At 38.4% G+C, this 18,680-nt stretch carries 19 protein-coding genes; 12 read left to right on the forward strand and 7 right to left on the reverse strand.

All coding sequences use genetic code 11. The annotated features are described in order from the left end of the window. Positions 1–33 precede the first annotated feature (33 nt). On the reverse strand, positions 34–402 hold the full coding sequence (locus tag J2S17_RS16660; protein ID WP_307476775.1) for a helix-turn-helix domain-containing protein: 369 nt from the start codon (positions 400–402) through the stop codon (positions 34–36). 688 nt (positions 403–1,090) lie between these two features. Here J2S17_RS16660 and J2S17_RS16665 point away from each other — a divergent pair. Continuing rightward, entirely contained in the window at positions 1,091–1,231 is a 141-nt protein-coding gene (locus J2S17_RS16665; RefSeq protein ID WP_370875050.1) for an anti-repressor SinI family protein, read from the forward strand. Positions 1,232–1,304: 73 nt separating this feature from the next. Here J2S17_RS16665 and J2S17_RS16670 read toward each other — a convergent pair whose 3' ends face one another. Next, positions 1,305–1,625, reverse strand: coding sequence for a helix-turn-helix domain-containing protein (locus J2S17_RS16670; RefSeq protein WP_307476779.1), 321 nt, complete (start codon positions 1,623–1,625; stop codon positions 1,305–1,307). 137 nt (positions 1,626–1,762) lie between these two features. Then, a complete protein-coding gene (mnmH, locus tag J2S17_RS16675; protein WP_307476781.1) occupies positions 1,763–2,818 on the reverse strand; it encodes a tRNA 2-selenouridine(34) synthase MnmH in 1,056 nt (351 codons plus the stop codon). Positions 2,819–2,970: 152 nt separating this feature from the next. Between mnmH and J2S17_RS16680 the strand changes: the two genes are divergently transcribed. Further along, positions 2,971–3,486 (forward strand): type 1 glutamine amidotransferase domain-containing protein, encoded by a 516-nt coding sequence (locus J2S17_RS16680; protein ID WP_307476783.1) that lies wholly within the window; start codon positions 2,971–2,973, stop codon positions 3,484–3,486. Positions 3,487–3,578: 92 nt separating this feature from the next. Further along, positions 3,579–4,328, forward strand: coding sequence for a type I methionyl aminopeptidase (map, locus tag J2S17_RS16685; protein WP_307476785.1), 750 nt, complete (start codon positions 3,579–3,581; stop codon positions 4,326–4,328). A gap of 542 nt (positions 4,329–4,870) precedes the next feature. On the opposite strand, the gene J2S17_RS16690 is transcribed toward map, so the two are convergent. Then, positions 4,871–5,098: a DUF1128 domain-containing protein gene (locus J2S17_RS16690; RefSeq protein ID WP_307476787.1), complete on the reverse strand. Its 228-nt coding sequence runs from the start codon at positions 5,096–5,098 to the stop codon at positions 4,871–4,873. Positions 5,099–5,296: 198 nt separating this feature from the next. Here J2S17_RS16690 and J2S17_RS16695 point away from each other — a divergent pair, with 198 nt between their 5' ends. After that, positions 5,297–5,644, forward strand: a complete 348-nt coding sequence (locus tag J2S17_RS16695) for a YtxH domain-containing protein (protein WP_307476789.1) — start codon at positions 5,297–5,299, stop codon at positions 5,642–5,644. Between the two features lie 17 nt (positions 5,645–5,661). After that, a complete protein-coding gene (locus J2S17_RS16700; protein WP_307476791.1) occupies positions 5,662–6,486 on the forward strand; it encodes a YihY/virulence factor BrkB family protein in 825 nt (274 codons plus the stop codon). 302 nt (positions 6,487–6,788) lie between these two features. Here the strand turns inward: J2S17_RS16700 and J2S17_RS16705 are convergent, their stop codons facing one another. After that, positions 6,789–8,717 carry a heavy metal translocating P-type ATPase gene (locus J2S17_RS16705; protein ID WP_307476793.1) on the reverse strand — a complete coding sequence of 643 codons (1,929 nt, stop codon included), beginning with the start codon at positions 8,715–8,717 and terminating at the stop codon, positions 6,789–6,791. 196 nt (positions 8,718–8,913) lie between these two features. Then, positions 8,914–10,077: an MFS transporter gene (locus J2S17_RS16710; protein WP_307476794.1), complete on the reverse strand. Its 1,164-nt coding sequence runs from the start codon at positions 10,075–10,077 to the stop codon at positions 8,914–8,916. Between the two features lie 151 nt (positions 10,078–10,228). Here J2S17_RS16710 and cax point away from each other — a divergent pair, with 151 nt between their 5' ends. Then, positions 10,229–11,287 (forward strand): calcium/proton exchanger, encoded by a 1,059-nt coding sequence (gene cax, locus J2S17_RS16715; RefSeq protein WP_307476795.1) that lies wholly within the window; start codon positions 10,229–10,231, stop codon positions 11,285–11,287. Between the two features lie 370 nt (positions 11,288–11,657). Next, positions 11,658–12,479: a YfkD famly protein gene (locus tag J2S17_RS16720; RefSeq protein ID WP_307476797.1), complete on the forward strand. Its 822-nt coding sequence runs from the start codon at positions 11,658–11,660 to the stop codon at positions 12,477–12,479. 379 nt (positions 12,480–12,858) lie between these two features. Here J2S17_RS16720 and yfkAB read toward each other — a convergent pair whose 3' ends face one another. After that, the gene (gene yfkAB / locus J2S17_RS16725) at positions 12,859–13,992 is read right to left on the reverse strand and encodes a radical SAM/CxCxxxxC motif protein YfkAB (RefSeq protein WP_307476799.1); all 1,134 of its coding nucleotides are present in this window, start codon (positions 13,990–13,992) and stop codon (positions 12,859–12,861) included. Positions 13,993–14,131: 139 nt separating this feature from the next. Here yfkAB and J2S17_RS16730 point away from each other — a divergent pair, with 139 nt between their 5' ends. The 5 genes from J2S17_RS16730 to J2S17_RS16750 all read left to right on the forward strand — a co-directional run bounded on the left by J2S17_RS16730 (position 14,132) and on the right by J2S17_RS16750 (position 18,670). Further along, the gene (locus tag J2S17_RS16730; protein WP_307476801.1) at positions 14,132–14,683 is read left to right on the forward strand and encodes a hypothetical protein; all 552 of its coding nucleotides are present in this window, start codon (positions 14,132–14,134) and stop codon (positions 14,681–14,683) included. A 143-nt stretch (positions 14,684–14,826) separates the two neighbouring features. After that, positions 14,827–15,009 carry an SE1561 family protein gene (locus tag J2S17_RS16735; RefSeq protein WP_307476803.1) on the forward strand — a complete coding sequence of 61 codons (183 nt, stop codon included), beginning with the start codon at positions 14,827–14,829 and terminating at the stop codon, positions 15,007–15,009. A gap of 200 nt (positions 15,010–15,209) precedes the next feature. Then, positions 15,210–16,754 (forward strand): fumarate hydratase, encoded by a 1,545-nt coding sequence (locus J2S17_RS16740; protein ID WP_307476805.1) that lies wholly within the window; start codon positions 15,210–15,212, stop codon positions 16,752–16,754. Between the two features lie 150 nt (positions 16,755–16,904). Then, positions 16,905–17,696: a delta-lactam-biosynthetic de-N-acetylase gene (gene pdaA / locus J2S17_RS16745; protein ID WP_307476807.1), complete on the forward strand. Its 792-nt coding sequence runs from the start codon at positions 16,905–16,907 to the stop codon at positions 17,694–17,696. A 119-nt stretch (positions 17,697–17,815) separates the two neighbouring features. Beyond that, positions 17,816–18,670: a DNA-3-methyladenine glycosylase family protein gene (locus tag J2S17_RS16750; protein WP_307476809.1), complete on the forward strand. Its 855-nt coding sequence runs from the start codon at positions 17,816–17,818 to the stop codon at positions 18,668–18,670. The last annotated feature ends 10 nt before the right edge of the window (positions 18,671–18,680 follow it).

The following is an 18,680-nucleotide window of genomic DNA, read 5'->3' on the forward strand; positions in this document are numbered from 1 at the left end:
TTACATTAAATCTTGGCTGAGGAGAGCTCAGGTTTATAAAGAACGGTGTATAGCAGTTCTGAATTTTATAGATTTTGATTCATTAATTAGTTCTTTTTGCTTTAAATACTTCATAAAATCCAAATATTGAATAAGTTCTCTTTTCGTAACTCCTTGTTCAATTCCTCTGTTAATAATGGAAATCCATTCATCATCGATTCCATTGTTTCTTTGGTAGAGTAATTCTTCTACAGTTGTTTCCAATGAGTTTGCAAGTTTTGCAAGAACATGAAGAGAAGGATTTTGCTGGATTCCTCTTTCGATATAACTAATATATGATTTGGAAACCTCAGCTTTTGCTGCTAGCTCATTGATAGAATACCCCTTCTCTTTACGTAAAGTCTTTAATCTGTTTCCAATCATGAGTTTAAGCTCCTTTATAGTATTTTTTTCATTATAACGAACGATAAAAAAAGAATAAATAAATGAAATATTGAGTAAATGAGTGAAAGAGAAAGGATTATTGCGAAAATCGTTCTTTATAACGCAAATTCTCCATTCTTTCCTATTTTATAAAATAATTCAAATGAACTATAATTTACTTATCGTTCTTTAGTGAGAACATATATAAAACAGTATAAAGAAAGACTGTTAAGAAGGTGTGCAGGACATGTTATTGAAGATTTGTTTTCGATGTAATCGCCCATCATATAGCAGCAGTGAGATGAAAGGCTGGAATTGTCCCTATTGTCAGACTAACTTAGATCATTTTCCTAACTTTCCAACAAGGATGTTAGAAAAATGTCCCAATAGAAAGGGTTATGAGCTGAAAGGTGATCATTTGATTCAAAGCAAATCCCCTATTATTCAAAAAAGTATATAAAACATTCAATTGTCGCATTTTGCAGGAAAATGAAGAAAGAAAATCTCTCATTTTCAGACTATTTGGAGTTACAATAGAAATATATTACAAAATCAGTTTGAAAGTATCCGTAAGTGTAAAATGACCTAGGCATAAAGTAGAGATAATAGGGAATCAGCTACATTTAAGAGTAAAGAGCAACCTTGATGCAGATTGCCTCGTTAAGAGTCTTATTTTGGAGGGATAATGTTGAATGATTCTCTAAAGGCATTTGAAAATATTGACGCTGAATGGTTGCAACTCATTTTGGACGCGAAAAATTTAGGTATAGACAAAGAAGAGATTAAAGTATTTCTTCAGAAAGAATTTAGAGAAAGTAAAGCGCTTTAAAAGAAGCCCAAAGGTCTTTATTTAAAGACCTTTGGGCTTTCATAATGGTAAGAGTTTATAAGTATCAGATGCTTTATTTATTATTCACTTTCCATTTATTAAAATCTAGGAATTCTTTAAACTCTTCTTTCGAGACGCCAGATTCCATTGCTTCTTTAACAATATTCATCCATTCTGAGTCTAAATCATCTTTATTTATTTGCTCATGAATTAAATGGTCGACGGGAACATGTAAAACGCCAGCAATTTTTTCTAGAAATTGAATAGAAGGGTTTGTTTGAAGGTTTCTTTCTAATGAACTTAAATACGATTTTGCCACACCAGCTTGATCTGCTAATTCTGACAATGACATTTTCTTATCTTGTCTCATCTTTTTTACACGATTACCAATCATTCATCTCACACCTTATCTATCTTTCTTTGTTGGTAACAATATCATATCAGAGAATACGCTAGCATATATTCTATGTTACCTTTTGTACAAAAAATTTAATCTGGTAGTATTTTATTTGTAATAATGTGAACAAAAAATTAAACTTGAAGATTTTCTTCTATCATTAGTTGTTTTAAATGGTCTATCGCGGCATCTAAATCATCAGCATAAATAGGATAGAAATCTCCTTCATATTGTTTAAGCGTAAAGGTATATCTTGGGTCATAATAATGCTCTAATAAAAGAGAGATCAATGTATAATAGTTATGTTCATTTATAGCAGTTTCAATCAAACAGATGATTTCTTTACCCTTTATCCGCTTGATAATTAAAGATATTCCTTCTGCTACTTTGTCTGCAAACCAAGCCTCCTTCTCATAGGGAATAACATATTCTTCATAAATTCGCATTACTCGGGTTTCTAAACTTGCATGCACATCAATATGAAGACCATTTTGCTTAAGTTCAAGCAGCTTATCTGGCTGCACAACCCTTCCTATTCTTTTGCTTTCTGCTTCCATAAAAGTAAATGGTGCATGTTTCTTATTAAGTAGTGATTGAAATAATGAAGCATCAAATGTTTTTTGATTGTTAGCATTACCCAATCCAATATGACCGAAGATGGAACCCCTGTGGTTCGCTATTCTCTCTAAGTCAAGAACAGGGTAGCCATATTTTTCTAGCCTATTTAATATTCGTGTTTTGCCTACACCAGTCATTCCGTGTAAAACAATGGCTTTGGGGGGAATTAATTGTGGAATTTCATCCAATATATATTGTCTATATGCACGGTATCCACCAATTAACCGCGGAAAAGGTGTACCAGCGTATTCTAAAAAGGTAGTAACTGCTTTGCTTCTCATTCCACCGCGCCAGCAATAAATAAATGGTTGATAACCGTTTTTACTGAGAGCTGTCACCTCTGTAAGAATAGATGGTATTTTTGGAGAGACGACTTCCATTGCTCTCCATTTTGCTGCGTCCGCACCTTTTTTTCTATATAATGTTCCAATTTCAACACGTTCATTGTCTGAGAAGAGAGGCACATTAACTGATCCAGGAATATTGAAATCATTAAATTCTAGTGGTGATCTAATATCTACTGGAATCATTTTGTCCAAATTCATAAGATCTTCCACAGTTATTTCTTTCATCATTTGCCTCCGAAAATTACGGTGTGACATCATTATATCTAGTTCATTGAGGGAAATCTATGGTTCTGAAATAAGCAACTATAGGTTTTAAGGATGAATTTTTAGGGAAACCCTCATAATAGTATTATATTTCTAATGAGGAGTGACAATCAATGGGAAAAAAAATTGCTTGCTTAATCACAAATATGTTTGAGGACTCTGAATATACAGATCCTGCTAAGAGCTATAAAGAGGCAGGTCATGAGGTAATTACTATTGAAAAGGAAAAAGGGAAATCAGTAGAAGGAAAACAAGGGAATGCAAACGTAAAGATAGACAAAGGAATCGATGAAGTAAGTGCAAATGACTTTGATGCTCTATTCATTCCAGGAGGGTTTTCACCAGATATTCTTCGTGCGGATGATCGTTTCGTGCAATTTACGAAAGAAATGATGAATGCGAAGAAGCCTGTCTTTGCCATTTGTCATGGACCACAGCTATTAATTACTGCAAAAACTCTAGAGAATCGAGATGCAACAGGCTATAAATCCATTCAAGTCGATATGGAGTATGCAGGTGCGAAAGTTCAGGATACAGAAGTCGTTGTTTGCCAAAATCAGTTAGTTACTAGTAGAACACCTGATGATATTCCTGCATTTACAAAAGAGTCATTGGAATTATTATCTTAAAAGATATTTTTGAAAAACCTTTCCTTCAGCGATAATATTAAATAGAAGACTGTAATATTCTAAAGTATATATAGATGAAGGAAGGTCGTTATATGATTGTACTTAAATCACCGAGGGAAATTGAGAAAATGGCCGATGCTGGTAAATTACTTGCTACATGCCATAAAGAGATTGCCAAGCTAATAAAGCCAGGCATAACAACTTGGGAAATTGAAGAGTTTGTTGAATCGTTTTTAAGGAAGCATGGAGCAACACCTGAACAAAAAGGCTATAGAGGATATCAGTACGCCACATGTGCCAGTGTGAATGACGAAGTATGCCATGGCTTTCCAAGGAAGCAGCAGCTATCTGCAGGCGATATTGTCACAATCGATATGGTCGTAAAATACAACGGTGCCTTAGCTGACTCAGCGTGGACATATGCAATCGGTGATGTTTCAAATGAGACAGAGAAGCTGTTGAATGTAACGAAGGAATCCTTATATAAGGGAATTGAGCATGCTCAATTTGGAAGTCGTGTAGGAGATATTGGTCATGCCATTCAAACCTTTGTTGAACAGGAGGGCTTTTCGGTAGTGCGCGACTTCATTGGTCATGGGATAGGAGCAGTCATACATGAGAAGCCTGATATTCCTCACTTCGGCTTACCTGGTAAAGGAGCAAGATTAAAGGAAGGAATGGTATTTACCATTGAGCCAATGGTGAATATGGGCAAATATCAAACGAGGATGGATCAGAATGGATGGACTGCCCGAACAATAGATGAATCTTTGTCAGCACAATATGAGCATACAATTGCTATCACAACCAAGGGGCCAATCATACTAACAGATCAAGATTAAAACAAGCAAGGCAGCCATTTTGAATGGCTGCATTTGCTTTCTATCTGCGGTATTTAATGACTCGAGTCCTTAAGCCTTGCTCCCAGAAAGTGAAGATCAACCTTTTTCAGAATTGCTTTAAGTTTATCTTCCCTGGGACGAGCCACCTACGCATTTCTTTTGTCTAGCTACGGTGGCTAGGGACTCGAGGTCTTAAGCCGGATATGAATTGAAGGTAAAAATCAACCTTCATTTCATACCCATCTTAAGCTTGTCGTCCCTGAACGAGCCACCTACGCATTTCTTTTTGTCTAGCTACGGTGGCTAGGGACTCGAGGTCTTAAGCCGGATATGAATTGAAGGTGAAGATCAACCTTCATTTCATATCCATCTTAAGCTTGTCGTCCCTGAACGAGCCACCTACGCATTTCTTTTTGTCTAGCTACGGTGGCTAGGGACTCGAGGTCTTAAGCCGGATATGAATTGAAGGTGAAGATCAACCTTCATTTCATATCCATCTTAAGCTTGTCGTCCCTGAACGAGCCACCTACGCATTTCTTTTTTCACTTGTTTTTTCTTAGGTTGCCTAGTTCTTCGGCGATGGCTTGCATTTCATTAGGGCTGAATGAGTTTTTTTTCATTACTAGTTCATAAATTTCTTTCAGCTCTTCATACATTTCTTCATCAAAATGGGATGGCTTGATTGCCCCAAAGTTTAATACTTTTAATTTCTCTTTAATTTTTTCAATCATATAATCCACATTTTCAATAGACTTTTGTGATAAGTTCATGCAGTGGTTCCTCCCCCTTGTTAATCATAGGTATTTTCATCTTTCCATGTTAGGGGAGAAAAGTCAACCGCAAAATGAGAGGCATCAGGTTGAATCTTTCTCTTATTGGTTGCATGAAGATGGGGAAATAGCAGAAAATGTAGAAGTAGAGTTCATATACAAAATCATCTAGTATTTTAAAAAAAGGAGAATGTCAAAATGGGGAAATCATTGTTTTGGAAAGGTGTATTAGCGGGAGCGATAGCAGGTGGAGCTTTGAGTATGCTCGATCGCAGTACAAGAGAGACAGCAAAAGTAAAGTGTAAACAAACAACTGGCAATATCACTTATTACATAAAACATCCTGATGAAGTGGTTCATCAAGTAAAGGATGTGTCAGCACGAATAAAAATTGCCGCAGAGCAAGTTAGTGAAGATGTTGCGTTTATCACTCATACGGTTGAAGATCTCAGAGAAGCGGCCGAAAATACAAAGGATGCCTTCAGTCAAGGAAGTTCAAGAATTGGAAACATCGAAAAAGAAGAGGTAAACAAACCTCAAATATAGATCTATGGAGGTGGAGAATGGAAAAAGCCGTTGGATTTGGCAAGGAGCTCTGGAACAGGGTTCAAAAAGACGATGTGTTTGGCATAGCAGCACAGTTGGCTTATTTCTTTTTATTATCCCTCTTTCCTTTATTAATTGTTCTAATATCCGTACTTCCATATTTGCCTATTACACAGGAAGATATTTTTGGGATTGTACGAGATTTTGCTCCAAAAGAAACGATGTCATTAATTGAAAATAATCTCAATGAAATGTCCACAAGAAATGGAACGCTATTATCATTTGGAGTACTTGCCACCCTTTGGTCAGCCTCGAATGGGATTAATGGAATTGTAAGAGCTTTTAACCGTGCTTATGATGTTCCGGAAAGCCGATCATTCTTGGTAGCAAGAGGTGTTGCTATTTTGTTGACGATATCCATGATCTTTGTGTTTGTTGTCGCTTTGTTACTTCCTGTATTTGGAAAACAAATCGGTTTGCTTTTATTTAATGGACTTGGACTGTCGGATGAATTCCTCTCATTGTGGAATATGCTCCGTTGGCTTGCCAGTCCTATGATTATCTTTCTGATCTTTTCCGGTTTATATTGGTTCGCCCCGAATAAAAAGCTAACGAAGGTAACCGTTCTTCCCGGCTCTATTTTTGCAACGGTTGGCTGGATTGTCGCATCCTATGCTTTCTCTTATTATGTAAGTAATTTTGCAAATTACTCAGCGACATACGGCAGTATTGGCGCTATCATTATTCTCATGATTTGGTTTTATTTGTCAGGAATCATAATTATGATTGGTGGAGAAATCAACGCAATGATTAATAAAAGCAAAAAAGCGCATGCGGAATAGTGATAGTAGAAGTTACCTTATTAATGGTTAGTCTGTTTGCAAATACTATAATTGCAAGACCAATTACGAATTCAGGGGGCAATTGATATGACAAAGCATACAAAAAAAGACGGCGGAACAAAGCAAAAAGGGAAAAACAAGCCAAAGCATAAAACATCAGGATCTGCCAACGGACAAAATGGATATCATTAATTAGAAGCGGTAAAAGTCATTTTAGAATGACTTTTACCGCTTTTTTTGATATTTAATAAAAAGAATAAGTACAAAAAAAAGCCCCATGGCAGGGGCCTTTTTCTAAAATGTTAATTTCTAAGCAATCGCAAGCTGTTAAGAATCACTAATATGGTGGATCCCTCATGTCCAATGACCCCATAAGGCAGGTCGAGAATTTGCAGAAAGTTAGAGGCAATCAGAATCATAATTACGGTAATTGAGAAAACCACATTCTGCTTCACAATCTTGTTCATTCTGCGTGATAGTTCAATGGCTTCTGCAATTTTTGGAAGGTCATTCTTCATAAGAACGACGTCAGCCGTTTCAAGAGCGACATCTGTGCCTTCCCCCATGGCTATTCCTACATTTGCTGTTGCCAGAGCAGGTGCGTCATTGATTCCATCACCAACCATTGCAACATTAGCGTAATCTTTTTTTAACTTTTTAAGATGATTGACTTTTTCCTCCGGCAAGCATTCAGCGATGAAGTCATTGACATGGCTTTCACTTGCTATAGCATAAGCGGTGGTTTGACTATCGCCAGTTAGCATCATTGTGTAGATACCTTGTTTTTTTAATTGATTTATTGCGTCTTTTGTTTCCGTTCTCACTACATCTTTTAACGCAATAATGGCAACAATTTCTTCATTCCTTTGCGCGAAAACAACGGTTTTTCCTTCTTGAGCAAGTTTGCTCGCTATACCGTTGGCAAAGCTTGATGCTTCGTCCTTCCCAATGAATGCAGCTTTTCCTATCTTCCACGATTCATGGCCAATTTTGGCCTTCACTCCCCATCCGGCAACATCTTCAAGGCCTTCCGGTCGAATAAAGGAGACCTGAAGATGCTTATTGGCATACTTGACGACCGCATTTGCGAGCGGGTGAGTAGATTGGTTCTCAATTGAAGCTGCTTTTTGTAGGATCTCATCATGATTAAGCCCAGTTTTTACAATAAAGTCAGTCACTTCTGGTTTTCCTTTTGTTAATGTTCCAGTCTTATCAAACGCAATGGCTTTCAGATGACTCAAGTTCTCAAGATGAACGCCGCCTTTAAACAAGATACCTTTTCTTGCACCATTTGAGATGGCAGATAAAGTCGCAGGCATAATCGAAGCAACAAGCGCACATGGCGAGGCGACAACAAGTAAAATCATCGCACGATAAAATGTTTCATTCCAGCTCCAGCCAAGAAGAAAATGTGGGAAGAACATCATGAGTACAACAACTGCAAGCACGATTTTTACATATTTGCCCTCAAACTTTTCAATAAAAAGCTGGCTAGGAGACTTTTCGCTTTGAGCGGATTGGACTAATTGTATTATTTTATGGAAGAGTGTCTCATCATTTTTCTTCGTAATCTCAACTGTAATCGCGCCATTTAAGTTAACTGTACCAGCAAAAACCTCATCTGCCATTCCTTTTGAAATGGGGATGGATTCACCGGTTATGGCAGCTTCATCAAGATTGGTTGAGCCATCTACAATTTTTCCATCAGATGGAACACGCTCTCCCGGTTTGATAAAAATAAGATCACCAATCTGCAAGTGGGAGACATGGACCTTCTTCTCTATTCCATCTCGAATGAGCAATGCTTCCTCAGGCTGTAAATCCATGAGAGCTGAGATTTCTTTATGACTTTTATTCATTGTATAGGTTTCGAGTGCTCCGCTGACAGCAAAGATAAATATTAAAATGGCTCCTTCTGTCCAATAACCAATGATGGCGGATCCAATAGCGGCAAAAATCATTAGCATCTCGACGTTTAGTTCTTTATTGGCAATTGTTTCCTCAATGCCTTCTTTTGCCTTCGCAAATCCGCCTATAACGAATGCCAAAACATAAGCAGTGACAGACGCAGTGGAAAGGTCATTTCGATCGAGTATCCATCCAGCTAGGATTAGGACACCACTAAACAAAGCAGCTATTAATTCTATATGTGGTCTAATTCTTTGCACCAGATGCGTCTCTGATTGATTTTTTATTTTTGTTTGTACATATGTTTTTGCTTCTGATTCCATTTTTTCGTTCCTCCATTCCCGTTGAGAAGGATAATCAACATCAATACCCCTATTAAACGACGAAAGCTGCCACCAGGTAGGTGACAGCAAAAATCTCATAAATATTATGATTTCTTTTATTCTACAATATGATGGAAGCAATGAAAAGGATAATCATTTTTTATTAAGAACTTTTCTTTTGTAATATTGGTTAAAATCAAACCAGCTCTTTTGGTTTTCCAAAAAACGTAATAATGATAAAAATACATAACATCATCGCACTGATAATATTAAAAAAGCTAAGTGACTCGAAATATTGAATAAATATTCCGCCGATATATGGTCCAAGTAGGCTGCCGATACTGAAGGAAACGCCGCATAATAAATTCCCGGTAGGTAGCAAATTCTTTGGAATCAAATCAGTCATATAGCTTATTCCGAGTGAAAACGTAGAGCCGACAGCCATTCCTGCAACAAATAGACAAACAGCTAAGGCAAGCACCCACCCTTCTAGAAAACCTGCTGCTGTGAATAATGCAAAGCCAATAAATAAAATAATCATTAAAATATTCCGTCTGCCATATTTATCACTTAATATCCCGAGTGGTAGCTGGAAGACAATGGCCCCGACAGCAAAGGAGGTTAATAGCAAAGAAACACTTGATACTTCCAACCCGATTCGTAAGGCGTAAATGGGAAAGCTGCCGTTGATGGATGCTTCTAAGAATCCATATCCTAATGGGGGTATGAATGCAACCCATGCATATTTTGTGGCTTCCTTGAAGCGTTTAAAGGTTTCTTTAATTGAGTTGACCGCAATCGTTTGTTCAGGGAAATCATTTTTTAAAGTGAATAAAAATAGCCAGGCAATCAAACATAGTATAGAAGAGACGATAAATGGCAGTGCTTCATTTATTTTTACAAGCGGCGCCATTAATGGTCCAACTGCAAAACCAATTCCGAAAAATAAACCATAAATGGATATATTTCTGCCTCTCTTATGAATAGGAGAGAATGAGGTAATCCAGGTTTGTGTAGCAAAGTGTAAAGCATGGTCACCAATGCCGATTAAAAACCGCAGAATAAACCAGAACCAAAATGATTTCCAAACTGGAAATAGAAGAAGCGAAAGGACCACAAGCAATCCGCCTGCAATAATAATCGGTTTATATCCGTATTTCCTTAATGGATGCTCCATGAAGGGTGAAATGAGTAATATTCCAATATATAGCCCTGTGGCATTTAAGCCATTTAAGCTTGAGGAAACCCCATCACTCTCAAAAATAATCGCGATAAGCGGGAGCAGCATACCTTGGCTAAAACCTGAAATCGCAACAATGCTGACTAGAATCCAAAATCTCATGTTTTCTTTGTTTTTCATAGTTTTTACCTCTTGATTTAAGTAGAGAATATAACTTCCAAATCTGATGTTAACTGAGCATCATGATTCTTGGCAAGGTTTTATTTCAAAAAGGGCTTAGTTATCCATGGTAATGGGATAATACACTAATAAAGATAGGAGTGAGAAAGGATTGAATAAAGTATTCTTAGGCATTGTCATTGCGGGATTGCCTTTGTCTGTAGCCGGTACATTGTTGCATTGGTCCAGTACGATTTTGTTTGTGGTCTATTGCGTGACAATTATCGCCCTTGCAAGCTTTATGGGACGTGCGACAGAAAGTTTGGCTATCGTCACCGGCCCACGAATAGGAGGCTTGCTTAATGCGACTTTTGGGAATGCGGTCGAATTAATCATTGCGATTTTTGCGCTCAAGGAAGGTTTAATTGGAGTGGTTCTGGCCTCTTTGACAGGTTCAGTTTTAGGGAATTTGCTGCTCGTAGCAGGATTATCCTTTTTTATAGGAGGGCTCAAATTTAAGCGCCAAGTTTTCAATGTATATGATGCACGCCATAATTCAGGCTTGTTAATTTTTGCAGTAATTGTTGCTTTTGTTATTCCGGAAATCTTTTCGATGTCGTTAAATGAAGAAAGAACGATGACGTTTAGTATAGGTATTTCAATTATTTTAATCTTATTATATTTAGCTGCATTATTCTTTAAGCTTGTTACCCATCGCGGTGTCTATCAGGCAGGAACAAAGGGTGCTTCACATACTGAAGAGGAAACTCCGGAATGGGGGAAGGGAAAGGCGATTGGCGTTCTTGCACTTTCAACCCTTGCTGTTGCTTATGTATCAGAAAATCTCGTGCATACCTTTGAGGCAGTCGGAGACACATTTGGCTGGTCTGAGCTGTTTATTGGGGTTATTATAGTGGCCATTGTCGGAAATGCAGCTGAACATGCGTCTGCCATTATCATGGCTGTGAAAAACAAAATGGATGTGGCTGTGGAGATAGCAATCGGCTCCACCTTGCAAGTTGCTATGTTTGTAGCGCCTGTTCTCGTACTGGTTTCTTTATTTTTCCCAGTATCCATGCCGCTTGTCTTTACGATTCCAGAATTGGTTACAATGGTGTCGGCTGTATTGCTGATGGTGGTTATTTCAAATGATGGTGAGTCCAATTGGTTTGAGGGGGCTATCCTGCTTGCAGCCTATCTAATTATAGGAATTGGTTTCTATTTATTATAAAAGTAAACAAAAAACGGCTTCTGCGGTGGCAGTAGGAGCCGTTTTTGCTTTAAACGATAAGTAATCTTTTAAGGGTCATATGTTCCAAATAGGACTGCACTGTCGAACTCGCTTCTAGACATGAATCACCAACCTTCATTGTTTTTATCAAAACGAATCAAGATCATTCAATGTTTCACTCTACATCTTAAGCGAATTGCTTCAAGCTGCCCTCCTTTTTTTAAAGTAAATTCATTGTAACTTATTATTTGATATTTGTAAATATTCAGATTTTTACAATATCATTACATTTTTCTCAGACAATGAGGATAATATCCGCCAACTCCGAAAAAACTAAGGAAAATGAAAGGCATTGAAAGGAGCAAGCACGATGAAAAAGATATTCTCGATCGTCTGTATGGCCATAATGATGTTTATGCTCATTCAACCGGTTGCTAATGCAGAAAAAGCACCTGCTAAAAAGGAAGAAAAGAAACAAACAGGCATTACAATTCCAAGTTCTGTTTTAAATATAGCGAAGGAAAATACTTACCCTAATCCTGCAGAGGATCTGCCAACATTGCAGCCAAGCGAACTAACCCAGGAGCTAATGGACTCGTCAAAAATTAAAATTGAAAATCCTGATCTTATCCGTATGTTAAATGAGACGACAGTAAACAGCACACCATTTGCTGTAGGGTATCGCGCAATTGTTTATTTAGGACAATGGCCGCTTAATTATGAATCGTCTGAAACCTCACCTAACTGGGAGTATCAGAAGGTTAATACGAATTATTGGGATAACCGCGGAGGAAGCGCCCCGTATCAAATTCATTATGTACAGGAAATGCAAAAGGTTGTCAGAGGCGGTCTCACCTCTAAAGTGCCCCATACCGATGACGTGAAAAATATGATGTTATTAAAAGCTACGGAAAAAACTGGCTTGCCCCTTTCCTTTGAAACCATTATTGGCGGGGGTACAAAGAAAGATCATATATACCATACACCAATTAATCGTTTAGGATATTTGTATGCCTATGCGTCAGCCATTAATGAAAAAGGTAAAGTGACTTATGGTGAAGTATATTTAATGCTAAAAGGAAATAAAAAAATGATCGTTGTTAAAAATATCACCTCTCAAGGCATTGGTGCATGGATTCCTGTTCAGGATCATATCTCTTATGGATTCATTGTGTCAGAGAGACCTCGTTAATTTTTGCGAAAAAGCGCCAAGCGATTGGCGTTTTTTTTATGTAGAGCTGGAATGAGTCATAGATTTTGTTGCATAGGAGCAGCATTGGAACGTAATGAATCCAGGATCCATTTGTGATTTAGAGAGGAGAAGGGGATGGGAAGTTTAGGTTAATATTCCTTTTTTAAGCTTTTTAGGTAGGAGAAAGGGATAAATCCAGGATAATAACGCCCTTCTCTGGTGATTTAGGCATGGGAAGGGAGGAAATTACAAGCTAATAATCCTCTTCTATGCGATTTAAGCATGATAATGTGATGAAGCAGTGTGCACAAATCCCTTTGCAAGAAACTTTAATCGAGGAAAATGAACGAATTTCATGAATCAAAAAAAGCCAGCTGATTTAACGGCTGGCTGAGGCTGTGATATTCGTTGTTCTATTTTGAAAATCTATGTCTTTATAGTAGCTGTCTTTAACAAGTACATTTGGACCAAGGCAGCGTACCTCGGCACAATGACAATTTAATGATTTGGCCAGCTTTGTATCCATCCATTTGTTGAAAATATCAGGTAGACGATCGTTTTGAATATTACCAAGCGGTGGAGTGTCGCCAAAATCGGTAACGATGACATCTCCAGTAAAGATATTAACATTTAAGCGAGAACGCCCATCAGGATCATTACGAACCGTAACTTTGTTGGAAGCATATAGTCTTTCCAAAAGCTCAAGATCCTCTTTTTCAGAACTGCAAGGATAGAAAGGTAATGTGCCAAATAACATCCAAGTGTCTTGCTTGCGAATATCAAGAACATGATGAATGGCTTCGCGCATTTCTTTTAATGATAAGGTCTCTAAAGTCGATGCGAAATCAGACGGATACATTGGGTGTATCTCATGGCGCTGACAGAGCATTTCCTCGGTAATTTGTTTATGGATATGTTCAAGATGAGGTAAGGTCCGTTTGTTAAGCATGGTTTCAGCTGAAACCATAACACCTGCTTGAACCAGTTCCCGGCTATTCTCAATCATACGATTAAACAGAGCTTTTCTTTGTTCAATTGTCGGCTTTCTCTCCATTCTGGCAAATCCGCCTTCAATAAAATCTTCTTCCGTACCCCAGTTATGAGAAATATGTAAGACATCTAGATAGGGAATAATCGCATCATATTTACCACGATCAAGTGTTAAGTTAGAGTTGATCTGTGTCCGTACGCCTCTTTCTTGTGCATACTTAAACAGTGGTACAACATAGCTTTCTACGGATTTCTTAGATAGCATTGGTTCTCCGCCTGTAATGGAAAGCGAGCGAAGATGAGGGATTTCGTCCAGCCGCTTTAATAGTATATCAATAGGCAGACCCTTAGGATCTTTTGGTTGAAGCGTATAGCCAACTGCACAATGCTCACAGCGCATATTGCACAGAACAGTTGTTGTAAATTCTATATTAGATAATGTTAATTTTCCGAATTCCTCTACATCCATATAGGCTTCCCATGGATCATTGACGGGTGAAATCGGTAAAGATTGTGAAAGCATATAAAAACTCCTTTAGATCAAATCTGTAGTCATTATTCATCTAAGTGAGCAATCTGTCAACCAAAATAGGAATTGTTTATCTTTTTATTTAAAAGGGAAAAGATTACTAATCACAAAATTTGTAAGAGGAGGAGTTAAGTTGGAACAGCAATTAGAAACGAATAACGACCCAAAAAATAATAAGGTTTTTAAAGGAATCCTCATCGGAGGAGTGGTTGGCGGAGCCCTAGTCATGATGAATCGTTCAGCCCGAAAGAAAGTGAAAAGCAAGGCAGTCAGCTTAAAGGATTCCTCAACCAGATTGGTAACAGAAGTAAAGAATCATCCTGGTGAAGTGAAGGATCAGTTAATCAATCAATTTAAAAGTGCATCAGATACACTAAAGGATGCAATTTTAGATGCACAAAAATTATACCAACGTGTGAATGAAGATATCTCGAGCCAGTTTGTCGCCATGAAGGATGCTTCAAGCCAAGCCGTTTCATCTGTGAAAAATGCAAAAGGTGATATCACAAAAATTAGCTCAAAAGTAAAAGACGCTCAATCTGAGCTCACGGAAAACCCAATCGAGCATAACCCATCATCTACAAAAGACCAAGACAAGCTAGAATATTACGGAACAGATGCCGGAACAGCCTACCCAAGAAAAGAACCGGAGCCTGTCACATCAACAACCACCCCTCACAAATAAAAATATGTTTACAATCACCAAATCATGCAGGCGCATTAGATTCACCTTTGGGTGCCTGTCACCTCCAAGATTCGACAAATTGCTGTTTGCATCCTATCGGATTTTCGGGTAGGATGTTATCAGTAACGAAAGGAGAGAATGATTTGGGCAATCCGATACAAAATAAAGACAACCAAGTTGTTTTCCTAAAACAGCGTTTAAATATGTTTTTAGATGTTCTTGAGGCGATCGAACCTGAAAACACAGAGCTGGAGGATATTGACCGTCTAATCGAAATGATTGACGACCTTGAATCCAAATGCCGTGAATTTAAAAACCGCGATTAAATAAAATAAATTTATTGGAAATGTCGAAACGTGTCGGTGCCTGTCACCGACACATTTCGACATTTTTGCTTTCATTTAGAATAATAACCTTTGTCTTTCCATAGATGAGGGATAGAGTTATAATGATATACGATAATAATTCTAATTTTCACATAAGATATGCTTTTTAAGGGTACCAAGGGAAAGGGGAATATTTAGAGATGAATATGGAGAGATTCCAGGAGAGCATGTACGATTTAATTGTAGAGACTTCAACGAACCTTCCGAAGGATGTCCGTCGTGCAATTAAAGCGGCTAAGGCAAAGGAAAGCGCTGGAACAAGGTCAGCAATGAGCTTGGCTACAATTACCAATAATATTTCAATGGCGGATGAGAAAGTATCACCAATCTGCCAGGATACAGGTCTGCCAACTTTCAAAATTAAAACCCCGGTTGGCGTCAACCAACTTCAAATTAAAGAAGCAATCAAAAATGCCATTGCATTAGCAACTAAAAACAGCAAGCTTCGTCCTAACTCAGTAGATTCACTTACTGGTGAAAACAGTGGTGATAATCTTGGAGGCGGAACTCCTGTCATTAAATTCGACCAATGGGAAGAAGATTATATAGATGTTCGCTTGATTCTTAAAGGAGGCGGATGTGAAAACAAAAATATCCAATACAGCCTTCCAGCAGAGCTTGACGGATTAGGCAGAGCAGGCCGTGATCTAGATGGAATCCGAAAATGCATCATGCATTCCGTTTACCAAGCACAAGGACAAGGGTGCAGCGCCGGCTTTATTGGAGTAGGTATTGGAGGAGATCGTTCTTCAGGATATGATCTGGCGAAAGAACAGCTTTTCCGCTCTGTAGACGATGTTAATCCAAACGAAGATCTTAGCAAATTAGAAGATTATATTGTAGAACACGCGAATGAGCTTGGAATCGGAACGATGGGCTTTGGCGGAGAAACGACATTATTAGGCTGTAAAATTGGCGTGATGAATCGAATTCCTGCAAGCTTCTTCGTATCTGTTGCATACAACTGCTGGGCTTATCGCCGTCTTGGCGTCGCTGTTAATCCTGAAACAGGAGTAATCAATGACTGGATGTATCAAGAGGGAGAAAAAATCGACTTCGCTTCTGAAACCGAAAAAGAAACAGCTGCATCTGCAGAAACAGAGCAAAACGTTGTTACGCTTCAAGCGCCAATTACTGAAGAACAAATTCGTGAACTTAAGGTTGGCGATGTAGTAAAAATCAACGGCAGAATGTATACAGGCCGTGACGCAATTCACCATCATTTAATGGAAAATGATGCACCGGTTGACCTGAATGGTCAAGTGATTTATCATTGCGGTCCAGTCATGATGAAGGATGATGAAGGTGGATGGCACGTAAAAGCTGCTGGTCCAACTACCAGTATTCGTGAAGAGCCTTACCAAGGTGACATCATGAAAAAATTCGGTATCCGCGCAGTAATTGGAAAAGGCGGAATGGGCCCTAAAACCCTTAAAGCCCTAGAAGAACATGGTGGCGTATATCTAAACGCAATCGGCGGAGCGGCACAATACTATGCAGATTGTATTAAAGCGGTTGAAGGTGTAGATCTAATGAACTTCGGTATTCCTGAGGCGATGTGGCACCTAAAAGTAGAAGGCTTTACTGCTGTAGTCACAATGGATTCTCATGGAAACAGTCTTCACAAGGACGTAGATAAATCTTCATTAGAAAAATTAGCTCAATTCAAAGAGCGCGTATATTAATTAATTTCATTTTTTTCTTAAACGAAAGAGGCAGAGCTAGCCTCTTTTTTTTGCCCAATTTTGGACATACGGTTAAGCTTTCGGAAAAATAATCCTTAGCATGATTTTCATTTAAAAACAAATAATAAGAAAAAACAGGAGGAGCACAACATGAAAAAAACAATCTTCATTTTCAGTGTGATATTTCTTATTGTTTGTTCTCCTGCCCATGCTCAATACGGAAATTCACCGATACACTGGGGAATTAAAAAAGCAGCGGATGAAGTGCCAGCAGAAGCTGGGCAGCAGCTTGATGTCCTATTAGAACGGCATGGAGCAGTATATAAAGGAAGTCCTGAATCAAAAGATATTTATCTTACCTTTGATAATGGTTATGAAAACGGTTATACCGGAAAAATCTTAGATGTTCTGAAAAAAGAACAAGTGCCTGCAGCATTTTTTATCACAGGTCATTATTTAAAAACCGCGCCAGACCTTGTGAAGAGAATGGCAGCAGAAGGTCATACGATTGGCAACCATTCATGGACCCATCCGGACATGACAACCATTAGCAATGAAAAAACCAAAAAAGAACTGGAACAGGTCCGCGCCGAAACCGAAAAATTAACTGGGATTAAATCAATGGCATACCTTCGTCCTCCGCGTGGCATTTTTAGTGAAAAAACGCTGGTGAAAGCCCGAGAAGAAGGCTATACGCATATATTTTGGTCACTTGCCTATGTTGATTGGAAAACGGATCAGCAAAAGGGGTGGGAGTATGCCTATAACAACATTATGAAACAAATTCATCCTGGCAGCATCCTTCTGCTTCATACTGTTTCGAAAGACAATGCAGATGCTCTTGAAAAAGCGATTAAGGATTTAAAAAAGCGGGGCTATACTTTTAAAACAATCGATGATTTAATGTGGAGTGAAGCAATCGAAGAGCCTATGCTTTATTAATGAACTGAAATGGGTCTGAGTGAAATAAAGAATACAAAAGCCGATCTTCTCTTTGAAGGTCGGCTTTTTGACAGAAAAATGCTATAATACGGGGAAAATGATAAAGGACGGAATCACTTTTGGAGACAATACAAATTAAAGGACCTTATAATTTTGATCTTGTACTTGATCGGCTTTCTCTTGACCCCCTCAATTCTATCGACCTCAAGAATCGCACAGTCAAAGTGCCTCTTATCGTTGAACAAGAACCAATCGTAGCCGAGGTCAAAGCAATTGGGACAACCGAAGAACCTGAATTCGTCATCAACGGTATTGAAGGTAAAGAAAAAGCAGAGAAAAGAATTTTCGAGCTGTTTCAGTGGCATTTGCCGCTTGAAGAAATTCATAACCATTTTAAATCTACTGATTTAAAAGATATATTTACTTTTCATTATGGAACGCCGCTAGTCCTTGACTTTGATCCCTACAGTTGTATTATAAAATGCATTATTCATCAGCAATTGAATCTTGCCTTTGCACATACACTCACAGAGAGATTTGTAAAAACCTATGGCTTTGAAAAAGACGGCGTATGGTTTTACCCTCAGCCGGAAAGGGTAGCCAAACTCACAGTAGAGGAGCTACGTGAACTGCAGTTTAGCGGTCGAAAAGCAGAGTATGTTATTGGAATTGCAACAGCGGCAGTCCAAGGGGAATTATACTTTGAAGAGTTGATGAGGATGTCTGATGAGGCAATTTATGATAAACTAATCAAATTGCGTGGCGTCGGCCCATGGACAGTGCAAAACTTCCTGATGTTTGGGCTGGGCAGACCGAATCTGTTCCCGCTTGCTGACATCGGCATCCAGAACGCATTAAAGAAACTATATCAATTAGAAGCGAAGCCAACTCATGCAGATATGGAGAATTATGCAAAGAGCTGGCATCCTTACTTAAGCTATGCTTCCCTTTATCTATGGAGAAGCATCGAATAAATTTGGAGTG

The organism is Cytobacillus purgationiresistens, assembly GCF_030813235.1.
Taxonomy (GTDB): domain Bacteria; phylum Bacillota; class Bacilli; order Bacillales; family Cytobacillaceae; genus Cytobacillus; species Cytobacillus purgationiresistens.